General features: G+C 62.5%; 29 protein-coding genes. All 29 read left to right on the top strand.

Going from position 1 to position 14952, the window contains the following annotated elements:
* The first annotated feature begins 23 nt into the window (after positions 1-23).
* The 29 genes from tuf to rplQ all read left to right on the top strand — a co-directional run bounded on the left by tuf (position 24) and on the right by rplQ (position 14942).
* Positions 24-1214: an elongation factor Tu gene (gene tuf / locus GJ672_RS08360; RefSeq protein WP_154296757.1), complete on the top strand. Its 1191-nt coding sequence runs from the start codon at positions 24-26 to the stop codon at positions 1212-1214.
* A gap of 6 nt (positions 1215-1220) precedes the next feature.
* Positions 1221-1538, top strand: coding sequence for a 30S ribosomal protein S10 (gene rpsJ / locus GJ672_RS08355; protein ID WP_154296756.1), 318 nt, complete (start codon positions 1221-1223; stop codon positions 1536-1538).
* 189 nt (positions 1539-1727) lie between these two features.
* Positions 1728-2387, top strand: a complete 660-nt coding sequence (gene rplC, locus GJ672_RS08350; RefSeq protein ID WP_154296755.1) for a 50S ribosomal protein L3 — start codon at positions 1728-1730, stop codon at positions 2385-2387.
* The gene (gene rplD / locus GJ672_RS08345) at positions 2387-2995 is read left to right on the top strand and encodes a 50S ribosomal protein L4 (protein ID WP_154296754.1); all 609 of its coding nucleotides are present in this window, start codon (positions 2387-2389) and stop codon (positions 2993-2995) included. Before rplC ends, rplD begins: the two co-directional genes overlap by 1 nt.
* Complete coding sequence (gene rplW / locus GJ672_RS08340; RefSeq protein ID WP_154296753.1) at positions 2992-3291, top strand: 50S ribosomal protein L23; 300 nt, start codon at positions 2992-2994, stop codon at positions 3289-3291. Before rplD ends, rplW begins: the two co-directional genes overlap by 4 nt.
* An 18-nt stretch (positions 3292-3309) precedes the next feature.
* Positions 3310-4134 (top strand): 50S ribosomal protein L2, encoded by an 825-nt coding sequence (gene rplB / locus GJ672_RS08335; protein ID WP_154296752.1) that lies wholly within the window; start codon positions 3310-3312, stop codon positions 4132-4134.
* Between the two features lie 20 nt (positions 4135-4154).
* Complete coding sequence (gene rpsS, locus GJ672_RS08330) at positions 4155-4430, top strand: 30S ribosomal protein S19 (protein ID WP_154296751.1); 276 nt, start codon at positions 4155-4157, stop codon at positions 4428-4430.
* Between the two features lie 3 nt (positions 4431-4433).
* Entirely contained in the window at positions 4434-4766 is a 333-nt protein-coding gene (gene rplV / locus GJ672_RS08325) for a 50S ribosomal protein L22 (protein WP_154296750.1), read from the top strand.
* Between the two features lie 10 nt (positions 4767-4776).
* Positions 4777-5439: a 30S ribosomal protein S3 gene (gene rpsC, locus GJ672_RS08320; protein ID WP_154296749.1), complete on the top strand. Its 663-nt coding sequence runs from the start codon at positions 4777-4779 to the stop codon at positions 5437-5439.
* Positions 5440-5460: 21 nt separating this feature from the next.
* Entirely contained in the window at positions 5461-5874 is a 414-nt protein-coding gene (gene rplP, locus GJ672_RS08315; protein WP_154296748.1) for a 50S ribosomal protein L16, read from the top strand.
* The gene (rpmC, locus tag GJ672_RS08310) at positions 5874-6077 is read left to right on the top strand and encodes a 50S ribosomal protein L29 (protein WP_154296747.1); all 204 of its coding nucleotides are present in this window, start codon (positions 5874-5876) and stop codon (positions 6075-6077) included. The genes rplP and rpmC overlap by 1 nt, the downstream gene beginning before the upstream one ends.
* On the top strand, positions 6074-6337 hold the full coding sequence (gene rpsQ / locus GJ672_RS08305; protein WP_154296746.1) for a 30S ribosomal protein S17: 264 nt from the start codon (positions 6074-6076) through the stop codon (positions 6335-6337). The genes rpmC and rpsQ overlap by 4 nt, the downstream gene beginning before the upstream one ends.
* A gap of 30 nt (positions 6338-6367) precedes the next feature.
* Positions 6368-6736 carry a 50S ribosomal protein L14 gene (gene rplN, locus GJ672_RS08300; protein WP_154296745.1) on the top strand — a complete coding sequence of 123 codons (369 nt, stop codon included), beginning with the start codon at positions 6368-6370 and terminating at the stop codon, positions 6734-6736.
* A 2-nt stretch (positions 6737-6738) separates the two neighbouring features.
* Entirely contained in the window at positions 6739-7056 is a 318-nt protein-coding gene (gene rplX, locus GJ672_RS08295; protein WP_154296744.1) for a 50S ribosomal protein L24, read from the top strand.
* Between the two features lie 9 nt (positions 7057-7065).
* The gene (gene rplE, locus GJ672_RS08290; RefSeq protein ID WP_154297107.1) at positions 7066-7605 is read left to right on the top strand and encodes a 50S ribosomal protein L5; all 540 of its coding nucleotides are present in this window, start codon (positions 7066-7068) and stop codon (positions 7603-7605) included.
* 12 nt (positions 7606-7617) lie between these two features.
* Positions 7618-7923 carry a 30S ribosomal protein S14 gene (gene rpsN / locus GJ672_RS08285; RefSeq protein ID WP_154296743.1) on the top strand — a complete coding sequence of 102 codons (306 nt, stop codon included), beginning with the start codon at positions 7618-7620 and terminating at the stop codon, positions 7921-7923.
* A gap of 46 nt (positions 7924-7969) precedes the next feature.
* On the top strand, positions 7970-8365 hold the full coding sequence (gene rpsH, locus GJ672_RS08280) for a 30S ribosomal protein S8 (protein ID WP_154296742.1): 396 nt from the start codon (positions 7970-7972) through the stop codon (positions 8363-8365).
* An 18-nt stretch (positions 8366-8383) separates the two neighbouring features.
* Positions 8384-8920, top strand: coding sequence for a 50S ribosomal protein L6 (rplF, locus tag GJ672_RS08275; protein ID WP_154296741.1), 537 nt, complete (start codon positions 8384-8386; stop codon positions 8918-8920).
* A gap of 5 nt (positions 8921-8925) precedes the next feature.
* On the top strand, positions 8926-9279 hold the full coding sequence (gene rplR / locus GJ672_RS08270; RefSeq protein WP_154296740.1) for a 50S ribosomal protein L18: 354 nt from the start codon (positions 8926-8928) through the stop codon (positions 9277-9279).
* Positions 9280-9296: 17 nt separating this feature from the next.
* A complete protein-coding gene (gene rpsE / locus GJ672_RS08265) occupies positions 9297-9797 on the top strand; it encodes a 30S ribosomal protein S5 (protein WP_154296739.1) in 501 nt (166 codons plus the stop codon).
* Positions 9798-9799: 2 nt separating this feature from the next.
* On the top strand, positions 9800-9988 hold the full coding sequence (gene rpmD, locus GJ672_RS08260) for a 50S ribosomal protein L30 (protein ID WP_154296738.1): 189 nt from the start codon (positions 9800-9802) through the stop codon (positions 9986-9988).
* A 2-nt stretch (positions 9989-9990) separates the two neighbouring features.
* Positions 9991-10425, top strand: coding sequence for a 50S ribosomal protein L15 (rplO, locus tag GJ672_RS08255; RefSeq protein ID WP_154296737.1), 435 nt, complete (start codon positions 9991-9993; stop codon positions 10423-10425).
* A gap of 21 nt (positions 10426-10446) precedes the next feature.
* Positions 10447-11769, top strand: coding sequence for a preprotein translocase subunit SecY (secY, locus tag GJ672_RS08250; RefSeq protein WP_154297106.1), 1323 nt, complete (start codon positions 10447-10449; stop codon positions 11767-11769).
* A gap of 91 nt (positions 11770-11860) precedes the next feature.
* Positions 11861-11977 carry a 50S ribosomal protein L36 gene (gene rpmJ / locus GJ672_RS08245; RefSeq protein ID WP_154296736.1) on the top strand — a complete coding sequence of 39 codons (117 nt, stop codon included), beginning with the start codon at positions 11861-11863 and terminating at the stop codon, positions 11975-11977.
* 92 nt (positions 11978-12069) lie between these two features.
* Complete coding sequence (gene rpsM / locus GJ672_RS08240) at positions 12070-12426, top strand: 30S ribosomal protein S13 (RefSeq protein WP_154296735.1); 357 nt, start codon at positions 12070-12072, stop codon at positions 12424-12426.
* 22 nt (positions 12427-12448) lie between these two features.
* Complete coding sequence (gene rpsK / locus GJ672_RS08235; RefSeq protein WP_154296734.1) at positions 12449-12838, top strand: 30S ribosomal protein S11; 390 nt, start codon at positions 12449-12451, stop codon at positions 12836-12838.
* A 16-nt stretch (positions 12839-12854) separates the two neighbouring features.
* Positions 12855-13475: a 30S ribosomal protein S4 gene (gene rpsD / locus GJ672_RS08230; protein ID WP_154296733.1), complete on the top strand. Its 621-nt coding sequence runs from the start codon at positions 12855-12857 to the stop codon at positions 13473-13475.
* 39 nt (positions 13476-13514) lie between these two features.
* A complete protein-coding gene (gene rpoA, locus GJ672_RS08225; RefSeq protein WP_154296732.1) occupies positions 13515-14513 on the top strand; it encodes a DNA-directed RNA polymerase subunit alpha in 999 nt (332 codons plus the stop codon).
* A gap of 12 nt (positions 14514-14525) precedes the next feature.
* Positions 14526-14942 (top strand): 50S ribosomal protein L17, encoded by a 417-nt coding sequence (gene rplQ, locus GJ672_RS08220; protein WP_154296731.1) that lies wholly within the window; start codon positions 14526-14528, stop codon positions 14940-14942.
* Positions 14943-14952: the final 10 nt, after the last annotated feature.

The raw sequence follows: 14952 nt of genomic DNA, 5'->3' as shown, positions 1-14952 counted from the left end.
ATTTGACGGATAAGAGGTGAGTCGTGTCCAAAGCGAAGTTTGAGCGCACGAAGCCGCATGTCAACGTTGGCACGATTGGTCATGTGGACCATGGTAAGACGACGCTGACGGCGGCGCTGACGAAGGTGCTGGCGGAAGAGTACGGTGGTGTGGCGCAGGATTTTGCGCAGATTGACAATGCGCCGGAGGAGCGCGAGCGCGGCATTACCATTGCCACGGCGCACGTGGAGTACGAGACCGGCGCGCGTCACTACGCGCACGTCGACTGCCCCGGGCACGCGGACTATGTGAAGAACATGATCACCGGTGCGGCGCAGATGGACGGAGCCATTCTGGTGGTCTCCGCTGCGGACGGCCCGATGCCGCAGACCCGTGAGCACATTCTGCTGGCCCGCCAGGTGGGCGTGCCGGCGATGGTGGTGTTTCTGAACAAGGCGGACATGGTGGACGATGCCGAGCTGCTTGAGCTCGTCGAGATGGAGGTCCGTGAGCTGCTCAGTGACTATGACTTCCCGGGGGATGACATTCCGATCACCACGGGCTCGGCGCTGAAGGCGCTGGAGGGTGACAGTGGGGAGATGGGCTCGCAGGCGATTGTGAAGCTGGTGGAGTCCATGGATGAGTACATTCCCGAGCCCGAGCGGGCGGTGGACGGTGCTTTCCTGATGCCGATTGAGGATGTGTTCTCGATCTCTGGTCGCGGCACGGTGGTGACCGGTCGTGTGGAGCGGGGCATCGTCAAGACCGGCGAGGAAGTGGAGATTGTGGGCATGAAGGAGACCACCAAGACGGTGGTCACCGGTGTGGAGATGTTCCGCAAGCTGCTCGACGAGGGGCGTGCGGGCGACAACATCGGCGCGCTGCTCCGCGGCACCAAGCGCGACGAGGTGGAGCGGGGTCAGGTGCTCTGCAAGCCGGGTTCGATTACGCCGCACACCAAGTTCGAGTGCGAGGTCTACGTGCTCGGCAAGGACGAGGGCGGTCGTCACACGCCGTTCTTTGATGGCTACCGGCCGCAGTTCTACTTCCGCACCACCGATGTCACGGGGGCGTGTGATCTGCCCTCGGGCACCGAGATGGTGATGCCGGGTGATAACGTGCAGATGACGGTGTCGCTGATTGCGCCCATCGCCATGGAAGAGGGGCTGCGCTTTGCGGTGCGTGAGGGCGGTCGGACCGTCGGCGCCGGCGTCGTCTCCAAAATCCTCGAGTAATCCGGAATGGCAGTCGCAAATCAGAAGATTCGCATCCGTCTTAAGGCGTTCGACCATCGCTTGATCGATCAGTCTGCGCGGGAAATCGTTGAGACGGCAAAGCGCACCGGGGCCCAGGTTCGGGGCCCGGTGCCCTTGCCGACCAAGAAGGAAAGGTATACGATCCTGATCTCACCGCACGTCAACAAGGACGCGCGGGATCAGTACGAAATTCGGACTCACAAGCGGTTGATGGATATCGTTGACCCGACTGACAAGACGGTCGATGCGCTGATGAAGCTCGACCTCGCAGCCGGCGTTGACGTTCAGATCAAGCTCTCCTGAGTTTTCGGGGAACTACCCCGGCACCGGTGCCGAACCGGACAGCTGGGGCGGGCCTCAGTCAGTCGACCTTCGGGACGACCTTTTTTGAACCGAACAATTCGGGTTCCTGGCGCTGTGCGATGTCATCGACGGCTTACGTCGATGGCTTCGTTTGCTGCGCCCTCTGCCCGATAGAAGGGGATATCGACGATGGCAATTGGAATCGTCGGCCGCAAATGCGGCATGACGCGGGTTTTCATGGAGGATGGTTCCTCCGTGCCGGTGACGGTGATTGAAGCCGAGCCGAACCGCGTTACACAGATTAAGCAGGATGACCCGGATGGCTACCGCGCCATTCAGGTGACGGTGGGCGAGCGCCGGCCGTCCCGGGTTAACCGGGCCGCCGCTGGACACGCCGCCAAGGCCGGTGTGCAGATGGGCCGCGGTCTTTGGGAGTTTCGGCTGCGGGGCGATGGGGATGGCGATCATTCCCCGGGTTCCGAGTTGACCGTGGAGCAGTTTGAGGCGGGTGCCGTCGTGGACGTTACCGGCACCTCCAAGGGCAAGGGCTTCGCGGGTACCGTCAAGCGACACAACTTCCGCACCCAGGACAACAGCCACGGCAACTCCAAGGCTCACCGCGTCCCCGGCTCCATCGGCCAGGCGCAGGACCCCGGTCGAGTCCTGCCCGGCAAGAAAATGGCCGGACAGATGGGTAACGAGCGGGTGACCACCCAGAACCTTGAGATCGTTCGGGTGGACGCCGAGCGCAACTTGCTGCTGGTCCGTGGCGCCGTCCCCGGGCATCGCGGCGGCGATGTCGTGATCCGGCCGGCCATCAAGCAGACCGCTGCGGCAGGAGGTAACTAATGGAAGTCGAGCTGCACGGCGGCAAGAAAAAGCTGGAGGTCTCCGAGACCACCTTTGGTGCCGAGTTCCGCGAGCCGTTGGTTCACCAGGTGGTGGTTTCCTATCTGGCCGGCGGGCGTGCCGGCACCAAGGCACAGAAGACCCGCTCCGAAGTGCGTGGCGGCGGTTCCAAGCCCTGGCGTCAGAAAGGCACCGGGCGGGCACGGGCCGGTTCCATCCGGAGCCCGCTGTGGCGCAGCGGCGGTCGCGCGTTTGCCGCGAAGCCCCGGGACCACTCGGTCAAGGTCAACCGCAAAATGTACCGCGGCGCGATTCGCTCCATTCTGTCGGAACTGCTCCGTCAGGAGCGCCTGCACATCGTGGACGGTTTCGATGTCACCGAGCCGCGCACAAAAGTGGCGCTGGACACCGTGCAAAAGACCGTGGGCAGCGAGGATGTGCTGATCATCAGCACCGAAATCAGCGAGACCCTCTACCTGGCAGTGCGCAACTTGCCGCGGGTGGAAGTCCGTGACACCGAAGGGCTGGACCCGGTGACCCTGCTCACTCATGAGCACGTGGTCATGACCGTGGATGCCCTGCGCCGAGTCGAGGAGTGGCTGGCATGAATCAGGAGCGGGTATATCAGGTCCTGCGTGGGCCTCACATCTCCGAGAAGAGCACCATCATTGCCGATGAGGCGAACCAGGTGGTGTTCACGGTAGCGCGCGACGCCACCAAGAAAGAGATCAAGGCCGCCGTCGAGCAGCTGTTCGAAGTCAAGGTTCGTGACGTCCGCGTCGTGAACGTCAACGGCAAGCGCAAAAGTTTTGGCCGACTTCAGGGCCGGCGACCGGACTGGAAAAAAGCATACGTGGCGCTGGAAGCGGGCGAAGAGCTCGACTTCATCGGCGGCGTCGAGTAAGCGAACAGGACATCTATCATGGCACTGCGTAAAGCAAAACCCACTTCGCCAGGGCGGCGGTTTGTTGCTCAGCCCGTCAAGGACGGTCTGCACAAAGGCGAGCCGCACGCTCCGCTGGTCCGCAAGCTCTCGAAGAGTGGCGGTCGGAACAATCACGGCCGGATCACGACACGGCACATTGGCGGCGGGCACAAGCGCCGTTACCGAATCATTGATTTCAAGCGCAACAAGGATGGCGTTCCCGGTGTGGTGGAGCGCCTTGAATATGATCCCAACCGCAGCGCGCACATCGCCCTGGTGCTCTATCAGGATGGCGAGCGCCGGTACATCATCGCTCCCAAGGGCCTGAAAGCCGGGCAGCCGGTCCACTCCGGGGTGGGCGCGCCGATCAAGCCGGGCAATGCCATGCCACTTCGCAACATCCCGCTGGGCAGCCAGGTGCACTGCATCGAGATGCGGCCCGGCAAGGGTGCGCAGATGGCGCGTTCCGCAGGCGCCAGCGTACAGCTGGTCGCCCGCGAGGGGGCCTACGCCACGCTGCGCCTGCGCTCCGGCGAGATGCGCAAGGTCTTGAGCGACTGCCGCGCCACCATCGGCGAGGTCAGCAATTCGGAGCATGCTCTGCGCTCACTGGGCAAGGCGGGCGCCAGCCGCTGGGCTGGTCGTCGCCCCACCGTTCGCGGTGTGGTGATGAACCCGGTGGACCATCCCCATGGTGGTGGTGAAGGCCGAACCTCCGGTGGTCGGCATCCGGTGACGCCCTGGGGTGTTCCCACCAAGGGTCACAAGACTCGCAGCAACAAGCGCACGGACAAGCTGATCGTGCGCCGTCGCAAACGCTAATGAACAGGGGTGGATGAAAAGTGCCACGCTCGATTCGTAAAGGGCCGTTTATTGACAGTCACCTGCTGAAGAAAGTTGAGCAGGCGGCTGAGGCCAACAGCAAGCGTCCGATCAAGACCTGGTCGCGGCGTTCCATGGTGGTGCCGGAGATGGTGGGTCTCACCATCGCGGTCCATAACGGGCGCCAGCATGTGCCGGTGCTCGTCAACGAGAACATGGTCGGTCACAAGCTCGGTGAGTTCGCGCCAACGCGGACGTTCAAAGGGCATCTGGCCGACAAGAAGGCGAAGAGGTAGGTCATGGAAACGGCGGCCAGGCTTCGTTACGCGATCATCTCGCCGCAGAAAGTGCGGCTGGTAGCGGACCAGATTCGTGGTCTGCCGGTGTCGCGGGCGCTGGAAATTCTGGAGTTCAGCCCCCGCAAGGCGGCGGGCATTGTGCGCAAGGTGGTGGATTCGGCGATCGCAAACGCCGAGCACAACAATGGCGCGGACATTGACGAGCTGCGTGTGGCCCGCATCCAGGTGGACGAGGGGCCGATGTACAAGCGAATTCAGCCCCGGGCGAAAGGCCGGGCCAATCGCATCCTGAAGCGGACCAGTCACATCACTGTGGCGGTCGCCGAGGACTAGGGGTTTAGGCATGGGTCATAAGGTTCATCCCACAGGTTTCCGACTCGGTATCACCGAGGAATGGCGCTCCATGTGGTACGCCGATAGCAATCGCTACGGTGAGCAGTTGCACATGGATTACCGGATTCGGGAATTCATTAAGAAGCGTCTTTCCCACGCTTCCATCAGCCGGATCCGCATCGAGCGCCCGGCCAAGAACGCGCTGATCACCATCCACACCGCGCGGCCGGGCATCGTGATCGGCAAAAAGGGCGAGGACATCGATCGGCTGCGTCGCGAGTTGACTCAGCGCATGGGCATTCCGGTGCACGTGAACATCGAGGAAATCCGCAAGCCTGAGCTGGACGCCCAGCTGGTGGCCGAGAGTGTGGCGCAGCAGCTGGAGCGGCGGATCATGTTCCGTCGGGCCATGAAGCGTGCGGTGGGCAACGCCATGCGTCTGGGCGCTCAGGGCATCAAGATCCAGGTTGGCGGTCGGTTGAACGGCGCCGAGATCGCCCGCAGCGAGTGGTACCGCGAAGGCCGTGTGCCGCTGCACACCCTGCGCGCGGACATCGACTACGGTTTCGCCGAAGCGCGCACTACCTATGGTGTGATCGGCGTCAAGGTCTGGGTGTTCAAGGGCGAGATCCTGGACACCGATCAGGCGCCGAACCAGCGCGCCGCGGGCTAACCGGATCCGAAGGAGACAGAGATGCTGCAGCCAAAGCGCACGAAATTCCGGAAACAGCAGAAAGGCCGTAACAACGGCCTGGCGACGCGGGGCGACAAGGTCAACTTCGGTGAGTTCGGGCTCAAGTCCACCACCCGGGGGCCGGTCACCGCGCGTCAGATCGAAGCCGGCCGTCGGGCCATCAACCGCCACGTCAAGCGTAGCGGAAAGATCTGGATCCGGATTTTCCCGGATACCCCGATTACTTCCAAGCCGTTGGAAGTGCGGCAGGGCAAGGGCAAGGGCAACGTCGACCACTGGGCCGCGAAGGTGCAGCCCGGACGGGTCATTTATGAAATTGAAGGTGTCTCCGAGGAAGTGGCGCGTGAGGCGTTCCGGCGTGCCGCGGCCAAGCTGCCGGTGCAGACACGCTTCGTTGAGCGGACGACGATGTGATGAAGGCAAGTGAGCTTCGCGACAAACAGCTGACGGAACTGGAAGCCGAGCTCCTCGAGCAGCGCAAGGCGCAGTTCAATCTGCGCATGCAGCAGGCCACCGGCCAGCTGGCGCGGCCCGACGAGGTGAAGCGGGTCCGGCGGGATATTGCCCGTATCAAGACCGTGATCAATGAGAAGACCAAGACAGGCGAGACGTCATGAGCGAGAACAATAGCGTCAAGCGGACGGTGAACGGCCGGGTCACCAGCACGGCGATGGACAAGACCATCACCGTGGCGGTGGAGCGACTGGTCCGGCATCCGCTGTACGGCAAGTACATCCGTCGGACCACCAAGGTCCACGCCCATGACGCTGACAACGCTTGCCAGAAGGGCGACTGGGTCGCCGTCGAAGAGTGCCGCCCCATTTCCCGGCAGAAGTCCTGGCGGCTGGTGGAAATTCTTGAGCGCGCTGCTCAGTAGGCCCAACGGAATACAAGAGAGTCAATCGCCATGATTCAGATGCAGACGCTGCTTGGCGCGGCGGACAACAGCGGAGCGCGGGAGGTCCAGTGCATCAAGGTACTGGGCGGGTCCAAGCGCCGCTACGCCGGCATCGGCGACATAATCAAGGTTAGTGTGAAGGACGCGATCCCTCGGGGCCGCGTCAAGAAAGGCGAGGTGTACAACGCGGTGGTGGTGCGCACCAAGCGCGGCGTCCGTCGCCCGGACGGGTCCCTGATCCGTTTCGATGGCAACGCGGCGGTGCTGCTGAATAACAACCTGCAGCCCATTGGCACCCGCGTGTTCGGACCGGTTACCCGCGAGCTGCGGGACGAGCGGTTCATGCGCATCATCTCGCTGGCTCCGGAGGTGCTCTAGACATGCGCAAGATTAAGCAGGGCGATGAAGTCATGATCATCGCCGGCAAGGACAAGGGCCGCCGCGGGCGCATTACCCGGGTGATTCCCGAACGGGATCGCGTGGTGGTCGAGAACGCGAACATGGTGAAAAAGCACAAGCGGGCGAATCCCCAGGCGAACGACGCCGGCGGCATCATCGAGAAAGAGATGCCGATCCATCGCTCCAACGTGGCCATCTACAATCCCAACACGGGTGAACCCGACCGCGTCGGTATCCGTGTGGCGGACGATGGCACGAAAGAGCGCTTTTTCAAGTCTGACAATAATCTGATTGATTAAGGTGCCGTGATGGCCAGATTGCGCGAACAATATAAAAGCGAAATCGTCTCGGCCCTGCAGGAGCGCTTCGAGTATTCGAATCCCATGCAGGTGCCGCGGCTTGAAAAGATCGTGATCAACATGGGTCTCGGCGAAGCAGTGCGGGATAAAAAAGTGATCGATCATGCGAGTGGCGACATGGCGGCGCTGGCCGGCCAGAAGCCGATCGTGACCTATACCCGCAAGGCCGTGGCCGGATTCAAGATCCGTGAGGAGTGGCCCATCGGCGTTAAGGTCACGCTGCGTCGGTCCCGCATGTACGAATTTCTTGACCGTCTGGTCAACATCGCAGCGCCCCGGATCCGTGACTTTCGGGGCTTTTCGCCCCGGTCGTTCGACGGCCGCGGCAACTACAATCTCGGTGTCCGTGAGCAACTGGTGTTTCCCGAACTGGAGTTCGACAAGATCGACGCCATTCGCGGAATGGACATTGCAATCGGCACCACGGCAGAGACGGACGCGGAAGCTCAGGCCCTCCTTGAGGGTTTCGGTTTCCCGTTCCGCAAGTAAAGAGGGCAGGAAATGGCAAAGGTTTCCATGGTCCAGCGTGAGCTCAAGCGGGAGCGGCTGCGGGTCAAGTACGCCGCAAAGCGTGCCGAGCTCAAGGAAATCATCCGCAGCCCCGGTTCCTCGGAGGAGGAGCGGGCGGCGGCTCAGGAGCAGTTACAGAATCTGCCCCGGAACGCCAGCCCCGTGCGTGGGCGCAATCGGTGCAATGTCTCGGGTCGGCCCCGCGGTTACTACCGCAAGTTCGGCCTGGCCCGGAACATGCTCCGCAAGGCCGCCATGCGCGGCGAGATCCCCGGCCTGAAGCTGTCCAGCTGGTGAGCGGTATGGACCGGAGCAATCAGGCAAGGAACCAGGTGACGCGAACATGAGCATGACCGATCCCATCGCGGATATGCTGACCCGTATACGCAACGGGCAGTCCGCCGAGAAGCCGGAGGTCTCAATGCCCTCCTCGAAGCAGAAGGTAGCCATCGCCCGGGTGCTGAAGGACGAGGGCTACGTCCAGGACTACCGGGTGGAAGGCGACGAGAAAAAGCCTTCGCTGGTGGTGTCGCTGAAGTACCACGAGGGCCGTCCGGTCATCGAGGAGATTCAGCGGGTGAGCCGCCCGGGTCTGCGCCGCTTCGAAGGTAAACGAACGCTGCCGCGGGTCCGTGGTGGATTGGGTACAGCCATTATTTCCACTTCGCAGGGTGTGATGACCGACCGGGCCGCGCGGGACGCGGGTCATGGCGGCGAAGTGCTCTGCGTTGTGTTCTAAAGACGGGACCGAGGCGTCATGTCCAGAGTAGCGAACAATCCGGTAGCGATTCCCCAGGGTGTCGAAGTCAAATTCGAGGAAGCCCGGCGTATCACCGTCAAGGGCGCCAAGGGTGAACTGCAGCACACCATCCATGACTGGGTGGACGTCGAGCAGGACGAGGCCACCCTCACTTTTGCCGCCAACAAGGAGCGGCAGGAGGCAGTGGCGCTGGCGGGGACGACCCGGGCGCTGGTGAACAATATGGTTCACGGCGTGAGTCAGGGGTTCGAGCGCCGGCTGCAGCTGGTGGGTGTGGGCTATCGTGCCCAGGCCCAGGGGCAGAAGGTGAACCTGACCCTGGGATTCTCCCACCCCGTGGAGCATCCGGTGCCCGAAGGCATCTCAGTCGAGACGCCGTCGAACACCGAGATCGTGATCAAGGGTATCGACAAGCAGCTGGTTGGTGAGGTGGCGGCCAAGATTCGCGCCTACCGGCCGCCGGAGCCCTATAAGGGCAAGGGCGTCCGTTACGCCGACGAGCGGGTCATCATGAAAGAAGCCAAGAAGAAGTAGTGGCGATGGACAAGAAGTCAGCAAGACAGCGTCGGGCACGCAAGGCCCGGGCAAAAATGCAGGAGCTCGGCACGGTGCGTTTGACCATTCATCGCACGCCGCGGCACACCTACGCGCAGATCATCTCCGCCACGGCCGACCGGACGCTGGCGTCAGCATCGACGCTGGAGAAAGATGTCCGTGGCGGGCTTGGCAACGGCGGCAATGTCGAGGCGGCCAAGGCCGTCGGCCGGGCGATTGCCGAGCGGGCTGTCGCGGCGGGGATCACCGAGGTGGCCTTCGACCGTTCGGGCTTCAAATATCACGGGCGGGTGCAGGCAATTGCCGACGCAGCCCGCGAAGCCGGACTCAAATTCTGAATAGAGGCATATAGGGTATGGCGAGCAGCGATGTCAGCGGTGAGGGTCTTCGGGAGAAGCTCATCACCATTAATCGTGTAGCCAAGGTGGTCAAAGGCGGCCGCCAGTTCGGCTTCACGGCCCTGACCGTGGTTGGTGACGGAGAGGGGTCCGTGGGTTTTGGTTATGGCAAGGCCCGTGAAGTGCCGCTTGCCATCCAGAAAGCCATGGAGCGTGCCCGCGGCAACATGCAGAAGGTCAGCCTCAACGGCCCCACGCTGCAGTATCCGATTACCGCCTACCACGGTTCCAGCAAGGTGTTCATGCAGCCCGCCTCGGCGGGTACGGGCATCATCGCAGGCGGCGCCATGCGTGCCGTTTTCGAAGTGGTCGGTGTGCAGGATGTGCTGGCCAAGGCCATTGGTTCACGCAACCCGGTCAACGTGGTGCGTGCCACCATTAACGCGCTGGCGGCTTACAACTCGCCGGAGAAGGTGGCTGCCAAACGTGGCAAGACCGTTGAAGAGATTCAGGGCTGATCATGGCTAAGAAGAAACAAGTTTCTGTCACTCTCGTGCGCAGCCTGTCGGGGCGGATTGCCTCCCACAAGGCCTGCGTAGCGGGGTTGGGCATCCGGCGGATGCACCACACGGTGGTTGTCGATGACACGCCGGAGAACCGCGGGATGATCAACAAGGTCTCCTACATGCTCGCAGTCGAGGAGCTCTGATCATGCGACTGAATACACTGCGTCCCGCCGAGGGCTCGCGTCCGGTGGCTGACCGGGTTGGCCGCGGTGCCGGCTCTGGCCACGGCAAGACCGCCAAGCGCGGTCATAAAGGTCAGAAATCCCGCAGCGGCGGCTTTCACAAGGTGGGCTTTGAAGGCGGCCAGATGCCGCTTCAGCGGCGCGTTCCCAAGGTGGGCTTTCGCTCCCGCAAGGGCCAGTACGTGGCGGAAGTCCGGCTTTCCGAGCTTCATCGTGTTGATGGTGACGTGGTGAGTCTCGAGTCCCTGCAGGCGGCCGGATTGGTTGCCCGCAATGCCCGCTCGGTCAAGGTGATCGCTTCTGGTGAGGTCCACCGGGCGGTAACGATTCAGGGTGTGCGCGCCACCGCAGGCGCTCGCGCGGCCATCGAGAAGGCCGGCGGAAAGGTCGAGGGCTAAGTGGCCACGCCGTCCGCCAATATGGGTGCGCTCGGGGGCATGGGTCGGCTGACCGAAGTCCGTCAGCGACTCTTCTTCGTGATCATGGCCCTGGTGATTTACCGGCTTGGTGCGCATATCACCATTCCGGGTATTGACCAGGTGGCTCTGGCGCAAATGTTCGACGCCCAGTCGGGCACCATTCTGGACATGTTCAACATGTTTTCCGGGGGTGCCCTCGGGCGGCTGTCAATCTTCGCTCTCGGCGTCATGCCCTACATTTCGGCGGCGATCATCATGCAGTTGATGACCGCCGTGATTCCCTCGCTGCAGCAGCTCCGCAAGGAAGGCGAGCAGGGACGGCGGCAGATCACCAAGTACACGCGCTACGGCACCCTTGGGCTCGCTCTGTTCCAGGGCATCGGCATCACCATCGCCCTGCAGAACCAGGGCGTGGTGTTCGCGCCGGGGCCGCAGTTCGTGTTCATCGGGACCGCCACCCTGGTGACCGGCACCATGTTCCTGATGTGGCTCGGCGAGCAGATCACTGAGCGGGGGATTGGCAACGGCATCTCGCTGATCATCTTCGCCGGCATCGTGGCCGGGCTGCCATCGGCCCTGGGGGGTACCCTCGAACTCACCCGCACCGGTGAGCTGGGCATTGCCACCGTTATCATCCTGCTGGCACTGGCGCTCAGTGTGATCGGCTTCATCGTCTTCATGGAGCGGGGCCAGCGGCGGATCACCGTGAATTATGCCCGGCGGCAGCAGGGTCGGAAGATGTACGCGGGGCAGACCAGCCATCTGCCGCTGAAGATCAACATGGCGGGCGTGATTCCGGCCATTTTCGCGTCCAGCATTATTCTCTTCCCTGCCACCATCGGGCAGTGGTTTGGCGAGATCGAAGGTCTGGCGTGGATGCAGCAGCTCGGGCAGAGTCTCAGTCCCGGCCAGCCGCTTTATATCGCCTTCTATGCCGCGGCGATTATTTTCTTCTGCTTTTTCTACACTGCACTGGTGTTCAACTCCCGGGATACGTCCGACAACCTCAAGAAGTCAGGCGCATTCATTCCCGGCGTTCGGCCCGGTGAGCAGACCTCGAGGTACATCGACAAGGTCATGACGCGCCTCACCCTGGTGGGCGCCGGTTACATCACCGCGGTGTGTCTGCTGCCGGAGTTCCTGATTCTCTACTGGAACGTGCCTTTCTACTTTGGCGGCACTTCACTGTTGATCATTGTCATCGTGGTGATGGATTTCATGTCGCAGCTACAGGCCCATCTGGTGTCCCACCAGTACGAGCCGCTGATGAAGAAGGCCAACCTGCAGGCGCACGGCCGGCCGGGCGGGGGACTGCTTCGCTAGCGGGACAAACGGGGCCCGTGCAAGACGGACGGGCCTCTGCTATGATTCGCGCCCTTTTTGCGGGCGATAACGGTTTTGTCGGAGACGGACGATGAAGGTACGTGCCTCGGTAAAGAAAATTTGCCGCAACTGTAAGGTGATCAAGCGCGGCGGGATCGTGCGGGTCATCTGCACCACGGATGCGCGGCACAAACAGCGCCAGGGCTGAGCAGATTGAATTCCCCTGGCTTGAATGAAAAGCGTCAAACTCGCTACACTAGCGGGTTTTCGCGAGAAACGAATAACTCGGAGTAACGGCTCATGGCCCGTATTGCTGGCGTCAATATTCCCGCCAACAAGCACACAGTGATCGCGCTGACGTCCATTTACGGCGTCGGCCGGAAGCGAGCCGCGGACATCTGCAAGTCCGCCAACGTCGCTGAAAATCGCAAAGTGAATGAACTCACGGATGATGAGCTCGAGCGCGTGCGCGCTGCCATCAACGAATACGCCGTCGAAGGCGATCTGCGCCGGCAGGTGGCCATGGACATCAAGCGGCTCATGGACATGGGTTGCTACCGTGGCATCCGCCATCGGCGTGGGATGACCGTCCGCGGCCAGAAGACTCGCACGAATGCCCGTACCCGCAAGGGTCCGCGTCGTGCCGTAACCCGTTAACGAACGAGCAGGACAGCATTTAATGGCCAAGCCAACCACCCGCACCCGCAAGCGCGTCAAGCGCACGGTTGTCGACGGGATCGCGCACGTCAACGCGACCTTCAACAACACGGTGATCACCATCACCGACCGCCAGGGCAACGCCCTCGCCTGGGCCAGTGCCGGCGGCAGTGGATTTCGAGGTTCACGCAAGAGCACGCCCTTCGCCGCCCAGGTGGCGTCTGAGCGTGCGGGCGAGTCCGCCAAGGACTACGGGCTCAAGAACCTCGAGGTGCGGGTGAAAGGACCCGGCCCGGGTCGGGAGTCTGCCGTACGCGCCCTCAACAACGTGGGCTACCGCATTACCAACATCGAGGACGTGACGCCCATTCCACACAATGGTTGTCGTCCGCCCAAGAAGCGTCGCGTCTGATCGAGGAACAGGACTTATGGCACGTTACATCGGACCGACCTGCAAGCTGGCCCGCCGCGAAGGCACCGACCTTTATCTGAAGAGCGGCGTCCGCCCGCTGGACAGCAAGTGCAAGCTGGACTCGCCGCCGGGACAGCATGGCCAGCGCCGGGGCCGGATCTCGGACTACGGCTTGCAGCTGCGCGAGAAACAGAAAGTGCGCCGCATGTTCGGCGTGCTCGAGCGTCAGTTCCGCCGCTATTACAAGGAAGCGGACCGTCGCAAGGGCAATACCGGCGAAAATCTGCTCCAGCGCCTGGAATGCCGACTGGATAATCTGGTCTACCGGATGGGATTTGCTTCCACCCGAGCGGAAGCCCGTCAGCTGGTGGCCCACCGTGCAGTGCTTCACAACGGCCGAGTGACCAATGTGGCCTCCGCCGAGGTGAAGGCCGGCGACACCATCACCATCCGCGAGAAGGCCCAGAAGCAGCTTCGCATTCAGGCGGCCATGGAAATGGCTCAGCAGAGCGGGCTTCCGGAGTGGGTCGAGGTGGACAGCAAGCAATTCCAGGGAACGCTCAAGCGGGTTCCGGATCGCGCCGATCTTCCCGCCGAGATCAACGAATCGCTGATTGTCGAGCTTTATTCCAAGTAGGACGGCGCTTTGCCGTCCTGCGAAACGGGAGTCTGTTTCATGCAGGGCCAGTTGAAAAATTTCCTCAAGCCGCGAGTGGTTGACGTTAAAGCCGTCAACGACCGCCGCGCTCACATCACCCTCGAGCCGCTGGAGCGGGGCTTCGGCCACACCCTTGGCAACGCGCTGCGGCGGGTTCTGCTGTCGTCCATGCCCGGCTTTGCGGTCACCGAGGTCGAAATTGACGGCGTGCTTCACGAGTACACCGCCATCGAGGGCGTTCAGGAAGACGTTGTCGACGTGCTGCTGAACCTCAAGAATCTGGCCGTGCGCCTGGTGGGTCGCGACGAGGCCACCCTCCGGCTCCACAAGAAGGGGCCGGGCGTGGTGACCGCGGGAGACATCGCCGCCGAGCAGAACATCGAAGTCAAGAACCCGGAACTGGTGATTTGCAATCTCACCAAGGCGGGTGAGATCAGCATGTCCATCACGGTGTCCAGCGGCCGTGGTTACGAGCCGGCCAACGCCCGTAATCCTGAAGAGGAGCGCACCATTGGGCGTCTGGCGCTGGACGCCACCTACAGCCCGGTGCGTCGGGTGGCCTACAACGTCGAGAGCGCCCGTGTTGAACAGCGCACCGACCTCGACAAGCTCGTTATGGACATCGAGACCAGCGGCGTGATCGAGCCCGAGGAGGCCATCCGTCTCGCCGCCGGCGTGCTTCGCGACCAGCTGTCGGTGTTCGTGGATCTCGAAGGCGGCGAGGGCGAACTGGAGCCCACCCGGCGTGAGCCTGAGGTGGATCCGGTGCTGATGCGGCCCATCGATGATCTGGAGCTGACCGTGCGCTCGGCCAACTGCCTGAAGGCCGAGAACATCCACTACGTGGGTGACCTGGTTCAGCAGACCGAGGTGGAGCTTCTCAAGACGCCCAACCTCGGCAAGAAATCGCTCAATGAAATCAAGGAAGTCCTGGCACAGAACGGGCTTCAGCTGGGCATGCGCCTCGAGAACTGGCCGCCGGCCAGCCTCGAGGACCGTGGTCTGGCGACCGGTTAGGGGAACGGATCAATGCGTCATCGCAAATCGGGTAGAAAACTCAATCGCAACAGCTCCCATCGCCAGGCCATGTTTCGCAACATGGCGGCGTCGCTGTTCGAGCACGAGGCCATTCGAACCACACTGCCCAAGGCCAAGGAGCTGCGGCGTGTGGCGGAGCCTCTGATCACGCTGGCTGGCAAGGACACCGTGGCCAATCGACGCCTCGCCTTTGCCCGACTTAGGGACAAGGCGGTGGTCACCAAGCTCTTTGAGGAGCTGGGTCCTCGCTATCAGGCGCGCCCCGGGGGTTATCTGCGAGTCCTGAAGGCGGGTTTCCGCGCCGGCGACAATGCCCCCATGGCCTTTGTCGAACTGGTGGACCGGCCGGTGGTTGAAGAGACCGAAGAAGAAGAGCCAGAGACCGAAGAGGTCGCACAGGCTTCCTGAACCCAGTAAA

The organism is Spiribacter sp. 2438 (assembly GCF_009676705.1).
Lineage (GTDB): Bacteria > Pseudomonadota > Gammaproteobacteria > Nitrococcales > Nitrococcaceae > Spiribacter.
This window is presented reverse-complemented; position numbering and strand designations above follow the sequence as displayed.

Excerpts from the sequence above, each read along its gene's own strand:
- rplQ (WP_154296731.1), top strand. The coding sequence starts at position 14,526 with ATGCGTCATCGCAAATCGGGTAGAAAACTCAATCGCAACAGCTCCCAT.
- rplE (WP_154297107.1), top strand. The coding sequence starts at position 7,066 with ATGGCCAGATTGCGCGAACAATATAAAAGCGAAATCGTCTCGGCCCTG.
- secY (WP_154297106.1), top strand. The coding sequence starts at position 10,447 with ATGGGTGCGCTCGGGGGCATGGGTCGGCTGACCGAAGTCCGTCAGCGA.
- rpsJ (WP_154296756.1), top strand. The coding sequence starts at position 1,221 with ATGGCAGTCGCAAATCAGAAGATTCGCATCCGTCTTAAGGCGTTCGAC.
- rplX (WP_154296744.1), top strand. The coding sequence starts at position 6,739 with ATGCGCAAGATTAAGCAGGGCGATGAAGTCATGATCATCGCCGGCAAG.
- rpsQ (WP_154296746.1), top strand. The coding sequence starts at position 6,074 with ATGAGCGAGAACAATAGCGTCAAGCGGACGGTGAACGGCCGGGTCACC.
- rplO (WP_154296737.1), top strand. The coding sequence starts at position 9,991 with ATGCGACTGAATACACTGCGTCCCGCCGAGGGCTCGCGTCCGGTGGCT.
- rplD (WP_154296754.1), top strand. The coding sequence starts at position 2,387 with ATGGAAGTCGAGCTGCACGGCGGCAAGAAAAAGCTGGAGGTCTCCGAG.
- rplP (WP_154296748.1), top strand. The coding sequence starts at position 5,461 with ATGCTGCAGCCAAAGCGCACGAAATTCCGGAAACAGCAGAAAGGCCGT.
- rpmD (WP_154296738.1), top strand. The coding sequence starts at position 9,800 with ATGGCTAAGAAGAAACAAGTTTCTGTCACTCTCGTGCGCAGCCTGTCG.
- rplB (WP_154296752.1), top strand. The coding sequence starts at position 3,310 with ATGGCACTGCGTAAAGCAAAACCCACTTCGCCAGGGCGGCGGTTTGTT.
- rplF (WP_154296741.1), top strand. The coding sequence starts at position 8,384 with ATGTCCAGAGTAGCGAACAATCCGGTAGCGATTCCCCAGGGTGTCGAA.
- rplN (WP_154296745.1), top strand. The coding sequence starts at position 6,368 with ATGATTCAGATGCAGACGCTGCTTGGCGCGGCGGACAACAGCGGAGCG.
- rplC (WP_154296755.1), top strand. The coding sequence starts at position 1,728 with ATGGCAATTGGAATCGTCGGCCGCAAATGCGGCATGACGCGGGTTTTC.
- rpsN (WP_154296743.1), top strand. The coding sequence starts at position 7,618 with ATGGCAAAGGTTTCCATGGTCCAGCGTGAGCTCAAGCGGGAGCGGCTG.
- rpoA (WP_154296732.1), top strand. The coding sequence starts at position 13,515 with ATGCAGGGCCAGTTGAAAAATTTCCTCAAGCCGCGAGTGGTTGACGTT.
- rpmC (WP_154296747.1), top strand. The coding sequence starts at position 5,874 with ATGAAGGCAAGTGAGCTTCGCGACAAACAGCTGACGGAACTGGAAGCC.
- rpsC (WP_154296749.1), top strand. The coding sequence starts at position 4,777 with ATGGGTCATAAGGTTCATCCCACAGGTTTCCGACTCGGTATCACCGAG.
- rpsD (WP_154296733.1), top strand. The coding sequence starts at position 12,855 with ATGGCACGTTACATCGGACCGACCTGCAAGCTGGCCCGCCGCGAAGGC.
- rplV (WP_154296750.1), top strand. The coding sequence starts at position 4,434 with ATGGAAACGGCGGCCAGGCTTCGTTACGCGATCATCTCGCCGCAGAAA.
- rpsM (WP_154296735.1), top strand. The coding sequence starts at position 12,070 with ATGGCCCGTATTGCTGGCGTCAATATTCCCGCCAACAAGCACACAGTG.
- rpsE (WP_154296739.1), top strand. The coding sequence starts at position 9,297 with ATGGCGAGCAGCGATGTCAGCGGTGAGGGTCTTCGGGAGAAGCTCATC.
- rpmJ (WP_154296736.1), top strand. The coding sequence starts at position 11,861 with ATGAAGGTACGTGCCTCGGTAAAGAAAATTTGCCGCAACTGTAAGGTG.
- rpsK (WP_154296734.1), top strand. The coding sequence starts at position 12,449 with ATGGCCAAGCCAACCACCCGCACCCGCAAGCGCGTCAAGCGCACGGTT.
- rplW (WP_154296753.1), top strand. The coding sequence starts at position 2,992 with ATGAATCAGGAGCGGGTATATCAGGTCCTGCGTGGGCCTCACATCTCC.
- rplR (WP_154296740.1), top strand. The coding sequence starts at position 8,926 with ATGGACAAGAAGTCAGCAAGACAGCGTCGGGCACGCAAGGCCCGGGCA.
- rpsH (WP_154296742.1), top strand. The coding sequence starts at position 7,970 with ATGAGCATGACCGATCCCATCGCGGATATGCTGACCCGTATACGCAAC.